Source organism: Mesorhizobium sp. Cs1321R2N1, from assembly GCF_037179725.1.
GTDB classification, from domain to species: domain Bacteria; phylum Pseudomonadota; class Alphaproteobacteria; order Rhizobiales; family Rhizobiaceae; genus Mesorhizobium; species Mesorhizobium salmacidum.
Map to the genome: position 1 here is coordinate 22102 of NZ_JAPYKP010000071.1, position 6000 is coordinate 28101.

The window sequence follows — 6000 nt, forward strand, 5'->3', positions numbered from 1 at the left end:
TTACCATCGTAGCGATTGATAAACAACGATTAGTTTTAGTCGCTGAGGTGTAAGATCGCAACAGAAAATCGATGGATAGCGGATGGTTAGCCAACCCCTATCCTTCGTATGATCTCGTATGGTCTGGCGAACCTCGGAACAGGAAGAGGACTAGATTTTCAATGCAAGGTGTGTATCTACACTATCCCAAAAAAGGGACGAGCTCGGCTGGTTTGAGGCTGATACAAGACTTTCCGCTTCTGAGCGTCGAGGATTATAGCTGCCGTTAAGCAGAGGGCCGATCTCGATGGCGGTTTCCGACCCAGTTGTAGCCGTTCGGCGCGCTCCATCATCGCCCTGTCCTACTGCGGCGCCACCATCCCAAACGGGGCGCATCGGCGCCATGCTCACCGCGACAAGCCCTTGCTCAATGGCCTTGGCTTCATGCTGGGTCCGATTGACCCTCATGCGATTGCTATGAGGGTTCAACACCGTTCTTCACAAGCCGATGACCTCTCTGCTGCCCTCCATCTTGAACACAACGATTTTGTTGTGTAGTTGAGGGCATGACGGAATTTTCGGTGATTCTTAATGAACGGGAAGCACGCAACGCTCGAGAAATGACTTCCGAGCTCGATGAGTTATTATCATCGGCACGGACGTTCGAACCGATCGTCGCCGGCCTGCCCCCTCAGGTGGTTGACGGCTTCCGAAACGCCATCAAAGCCGAAAGAGGAGAGCTCGAAGCTCTGGTCAAGGCGTATGAGGCGGCGAAGGCCGGGGACTTTGAAGACCTTGAGCGTCGGGCCGAGAACGACCCCGGCCTCACGCTAATAGTCGCTCGTATTGCGCGTGGGCTGACGCAAAAGGAGTTGGCAAGAAAGCTGGGCCTAAAAGAGCAGCAAATTCAAAGATACGAAGCCGACAGATACAGATCCATAAGCCTCGCCAACTTTCGACGCGTAGCGAGGTTCTTGGGCGTCGATTGGAAGATGGGCCTATCCAACTGGTTTGGCGGCGGCTGGAACATAGCACGCGATGTCTCTGCTGCCGAGGTTAGGAAGGTACTGAAGCACGCTCGCACCAACGGCTGGTTCGGGGATGATGATCCAGAGATTATGGCCGAAGAGGAAAGCTTCAACTATCTTCAGCGCTACGTGTCGGACCACATCCTAAAGTACGGCAGCCCTTCTCTGCTGCGAACTGGCATGAATGTGCAAGACCACTCTGAGGACCTCCTGGTGCTGGCTTGGAAGGCGCGGGTGACCCGCCGCGCCGAGCAGATCATCAGCGCCCACGCCGTAGCCTATCGCCCGCTCGACATAACTTGGCTCATGGAACTGGCTAGACTCAGCCAGCACGGAGATGGACCGGCGCGTGCGCGCGACCTTCTGCTGAGCAAGGGGATCGTACTGGTGGCCGAGCCTCAGATACCCGGGATGAAGGTGGATGGTGCCGCATTCCTGTTGGAAAGCGTGCCGGTCATCGGCTTGACGCTGCGGCGAGACACGGTGGACAACTTCTGGTTCACGTTGCTACACGAGGTCGGGCACGTCATCCTCCACTACCGAACCGGCCTCCGCACAGGTTTCTTCGACGACACGGACACAACCGACGTCGACGAGATCGAGGAGGAGGCGAACTCGTTCGCCTCCAACGTGCTTATCCCCGAAGAGCGCTGGAAGCGATCACCGGCTCGAATCACGAAGTCCCCCGCAGTAGTCGAGAAGTTCGCGAAGGAGCTGGGGATAAATCCTGCCATCGTCTTCGGCAGGATACAAAAAGAGAGGGGAAACTACGCGGTCTTCTCGAACTCGATCGGGAGAGGCGCGGTCAGGAAGCATTTGATCGGGCCCTCGAAAGGAAGCTAGACCCATGGCTCGCACTCGCCCCATCTACGTCCCGGCACTTCGCCTCAAGCAGGGCGAGTATCGCGGCTTGCAGCGCCTCGCCCCCGACGTGGCAGATAAGATCGTCCCGCGTCTCGTTGTTCCTCCTCCCAAGGAGCGCGACCCGGAGAAGCACCGTCTCCTTACCAAGGACGAAATCGTCCACGAGACCGGGCGCCGCATCGCCGATCACTGGAAGATGCGTGACGCCTTCCTCGACGTGCGCTTCCTGTTCCCGGAGTTCGGAGAGGCGGAGTGCGCCGAGTGGCTGCCCAGGATGTTCGACGTGGCGCGTAAGGCCCATGCCCAGCCGATCCCCATCCTGAGTCTGGAAGACGCCATCGGGCCTCGGATGGCGGCCTTTCGGCTGGCCCTGGCGACCGACGGTGCAACGAGGGTCGCGATACGGGTCGAATCCGGCGAAATCGACAGCGAGCTCGCCGGTCGCTTGGCCTCGGCCATGTCCCGGCTTGGCGTGACTCCGGAGAAGTGTGCCATCCTAGCGGACTTCTCGGACGCTGACTTCTCCGACGCCCTCGCGGTGGCCAACATCGCGCAAGCCGCCCTTGAAGATCTACAAGGCATTGGCCGCTGGCGCCATGTGATCTTCCAAGGGACGAACTATCCTGAGTCGAATCCGGCAGAGGCGGATGGCAACGCAATCATTCCCCGCAACGAGTGGCTGGCCTGGAAGGAGGCGATCAAGCTAGACGGGACCTCGCCCGAGCATTTGATGTTTGGCGACTACGGAGCCGACTGCGCGAAGTTCGAGTTCAGAAAGAACTCCGGTGGGATCCCGATCCGGCACTAGCGGTACACTACCTCCGACAGCTGGCTTGTCGTCCGCGGCTCGGCTGCGGGCCAAGCCGAGGCCGTCATGCGCGGCGTCTGCGAGCGCATCCTCAGGAGCGGCAAGTTCGCCGGGCGGGGCTTCAGCTCGGCCGACGACTATATTTTCAAGACCGCTAAGGGGTGGGACGGACCAGGTAATGGCTCGACGTGGCGCGAGATCAACACGACCCACCACATTACGCAGGTGGTCCGCGACATAGGCGGCATCAAGGGGATGACGTTCACTGAGACAACTTTTGTCGACCCAACCGATCAGCTGTCAATTATCTAATGTGGACGTGATTCCGATGTAGCATCGCGCGCCGGCGGCTTGTGGGGCGCCGTTAGATGTTTGATCCCAGGCTTTGATGGGGCATCCTTGTCTTCCGAATCAAAGGAGGCATTATGGGCCAGGTTCTCCATGGGAGCGCCACGACGACAGAGGCGGTCCGTCGAGCGATACAACATAGTCAAGAGAGCTTGAGGGCGCTGGCCAAGCGCTACGGGATCAACCAGAAGACCGTCGCCAAATGGCGGGAGCGGACCTCAACAACCGACCTTCCGACTGGTCCGAAAGAGCCGCGGTCGACGGTGCTCTCGGTCGAGGAGGAGGCCGTCATCGTTGCCTTCCGGCGTTACACGCTGCTGCCGCTCGACGACTGCCTCTATGCGCTGCAACCCACGATCCCGCACCTGACACGATCTTCACTGCACCGCTGCCTGCAGCGCCATGACATTAGCCGCCTGCCCGACGTCGAGGGCGACAGGCCGGCGAAGAGAAAGTTCAAGAGCTACCCGATCGGCTACTTCCATATCGACGTCGCCGAGGTGCGCACCGAACAGGGCAAGTTGCACATGTTCGTCGCCATCGACCGCACCTCGAAGTTCGCCTTCGTCGAACTGCATGAGAAGGCCACCACCGCTATATCGAGAGCGTTCCTGCTGCGCTTGATGGCGGCCGTTCCCTACAAGATCCACACCGTGCTCACCGACAACGTCCTAAGAGCGGAATGAAATGGAGCCTGCAGTCAAGGTCTCTCTGTTCGTCAGCATGCTCTTGCTGCGTGACGTTGGTCAAGTCATCGAACCAGGCGGCTTCCACCGGCAAGGGAAAAGATCTCGTCCATAGCAAACACAGGGTACGCACGCAGGCGGCCCTCACCGTCCTCAACACGAGCTTCTGATCCAGGCGGAAGACCCGAACATTATCTACAGGGTCATCGAAGCGATGCCCTCACGGCCCTAGCTGACAGAGGTTCTTCCACCTGGCACCCGCCCTTCAACGAAGGGCCGGTAGTCGGAACCACCTTTGACGACGGCGTGCACGACACGCGCCATCTTGGCGGTAATAGCGGTCATTGCCTTGCGGCGTAGATCGGGATTGTCGCGATCCCTCGCGATGTAGCGTTCGAACTTATGACGGAAGCCGTTCTCCCGCTGGCGGATGGCGACTTGTCCGGCGATCCACAGGGTGCGGCGCAGCCGAGCATTGCCGAATTTGGAAAGGCGGGTCTGGCCTCGATATTGGCCTGATTGCTGTGTCGAGAGGTCCAGTCCGCAGAACTTTAGGAATTGGCGATGATGACCGAAACGGCGAAGATCGCCGGCTTCGGCAATGATGGTCAATGCGTTGATCGGTCCGATGCCCGGGATTTGTCGCAGGAGTTGATAATCCTGGCTGTGCCGCAACAGCTCGTCGGCCTGCGCTTCGATCTCATTGCGCTGCCGGATCAGACTGCGTGCTTCGTCAATGACCATCCGGAACATGCGAATGGCAGGCGCATCAAGCGGCAGCGGCAGTCCGATCGATGAGCGCGCCGTCTCGTAAATATCCATTAGAATCTGTGACTTGCTGACCTTGCGGCCGACGACATCCCAAGCTGCTGTTACAAACTCCTCCTTCGTCAGCACCGTGATGCTTGCCGGCGTCGGAAAGGCATCGAGGAATGCGAAGAACCAATCGCTGCGGCTGTTTCCTCGGAAGCGATCGATCTCGGGAAAATACAGCGGCAGGTAGTGCGTCAGGATCCGGTGCTGAATCTCGGTCTTTGCCCTGGCGATCGCCTCATGTGTCTTCGACAGTTCCTGTACATCGTTGATGCCGGCGCGCAGCGGGTCGTGGTAGCGCTGCGTCGCCTGTATTCGGAGCATGTGCAGGATCACCTGCGCGTCCTTGGGGTCGTTCTTGTCCCAGCTATTGTGCAACGCTTCTCGCGTCCGCGCGAGCGCCAGAGACGACACCAGTCGAACCTCGAAACCAGCCTCAGCCAGGCGCCATGCAATCGGCCGGTGATAGTTCCCCGTCGCCTCGAAGCCACAGACCACCGGGCGACCGTACGTCTGCAGGACTTCGACCAGATGGTCATGCTCAGCACGGTTATTGAGGACTTGCAGACGGCGTCGGCGTTTGTGGCTTGGGTCTTCGATCAGAACTTCATTGCGAACCTTGGCGATATCGATCGCTACCAGCACCGCGCCGGCGGGTGTAGAATCTGAAGTGGTCATGGTCGGTCTCTCCGGAATGGGTTGTGAACATTCACATTCTAGAGAAACTCTGACTGGCCATGGCCGCCTCCAGCGGTGCGCGCCTGCAGCGAAAAGCTGCGCGCACCGCGGTCTCGGCCGCCGCCGCTCCTTCATTCCGCAGGTGCTATGGCATCCAGTTCACCACGCCTGGCGCAGGAGGGTCGGCCGTGCCGTTGATCAAGGAGGCCATCGCAAACGGCGAACGATTCTGGGCTCATGCGTTCGAATACGCTTGCGCCACAAACGACATCGAGCACCGGACCACCAAGGTCAGGCATCCATGGACCAACGGCCAGGTCGAGAGAATGAACCGCACCATCAAGGAGGCGACCGTCAAACGCTTCTACTACGAGAGCCACGATCAGCTTCGCAGCCATCTCGCCGACTTCGTCGCGGCATACAACTTCGCCCGCAGAGTCAAGACCCTCAAGGGCCTCACGCCCTACGAATTCATCTGCAAGACGTGGGCCACACAGCCCGAACGCTTCAAGCTAAATCCGCTCCAGCAAATGCCGGGACTAAACATCTAGCGACTATGGAACGGCCGAGAAAGGGGTCGATAGCTGACGAGGCAAGCTTTGGCCGATGACCGTCAACTCGAACGGCAGCTTACCGCCTAGCGCTGCTCAAAAGCCGACCGTCCGGATACGTGAAGAGTTTCGGGCGCCGGCACGCGTACGAAAGTCCCCGAGGAAGGAACCCGCGGGCCACAGGCGATGGCTATGGGGATTTCAGATTCCGGCTGATGTCAGCGGTGGCGCGACCGTCTCCGGAA

General features: G+C 59.4%; 1 protein-coding gene and 4 pseudogenes. 4 read left to right on the plus strand and 1 reads right to left on the minus strand.

What is annotated here, in order from left to right; genetic code table 11:
- Positions 1 to 545: 545 nt before the first annotated feature.
- The 3 genes and pseudogenes from O7A61_RS18560 to O7A61_RS18570 all read left to right on the plus strand — a co-directional run.
- Positions 546 to 1850 (plus strand): XRE family transcriptional regulator, encoded by a 1305-nt coding sequence (locus O7A61_RS18560; RefSeq protein ID WP_337131045.1) that lies wholly within the window; start codon positions 546 to 548, stop codon positions 1848 to 1850.
- Between the two features lie 4 nt (positions 1851 to 1854).
- A pseudogene (locus O7A61_RS18565) lies at positions 1855 to 2991 on the plus strand (beta family protein).
- A gap of 113 nt (positions 2992 to 3104) precedes the next feature.
- Positions 3105 to 3695: pseudogene (locus O7A61_RS18570) on the plus strand (IS481 family transposase); the annotation flags it as partial.
- Positions 3696 to 3916: 221 nt separating this feature from the next.
- Here the strand turns inward: O7A61_RS18570 and O7A61_RS18575 are convergent.
- Positions 3917 to 5204 (minus strand): annotated as a pseudogene (locus O7A61_RS18575) (IS110 family transposase).
- Positions 5205 to 5440: 236 nt separating this feature from the next.
- Between O7A61_RS18575 and O7A61_RS18580 the strand changes: the two are divergent.
- Positions 5441 to 5755 (plus strand): annotated as a pseudogene (locus O7A61_RS18580) (integrase core domain-containing protein); the annotation flags it as partial.
- Between the last annotated feature and the right edge of the window lie 245 nt (positions 5756 to 6000).

Coding starts and splice junctions, on each gene's coding strand:
- O7A61_RS18560 (WP_337131045.1), top strand. CDS start 546: ATGACGGAATTTTCGGTGATTCTTAATGAACGGGAAGCACGCAACGCT.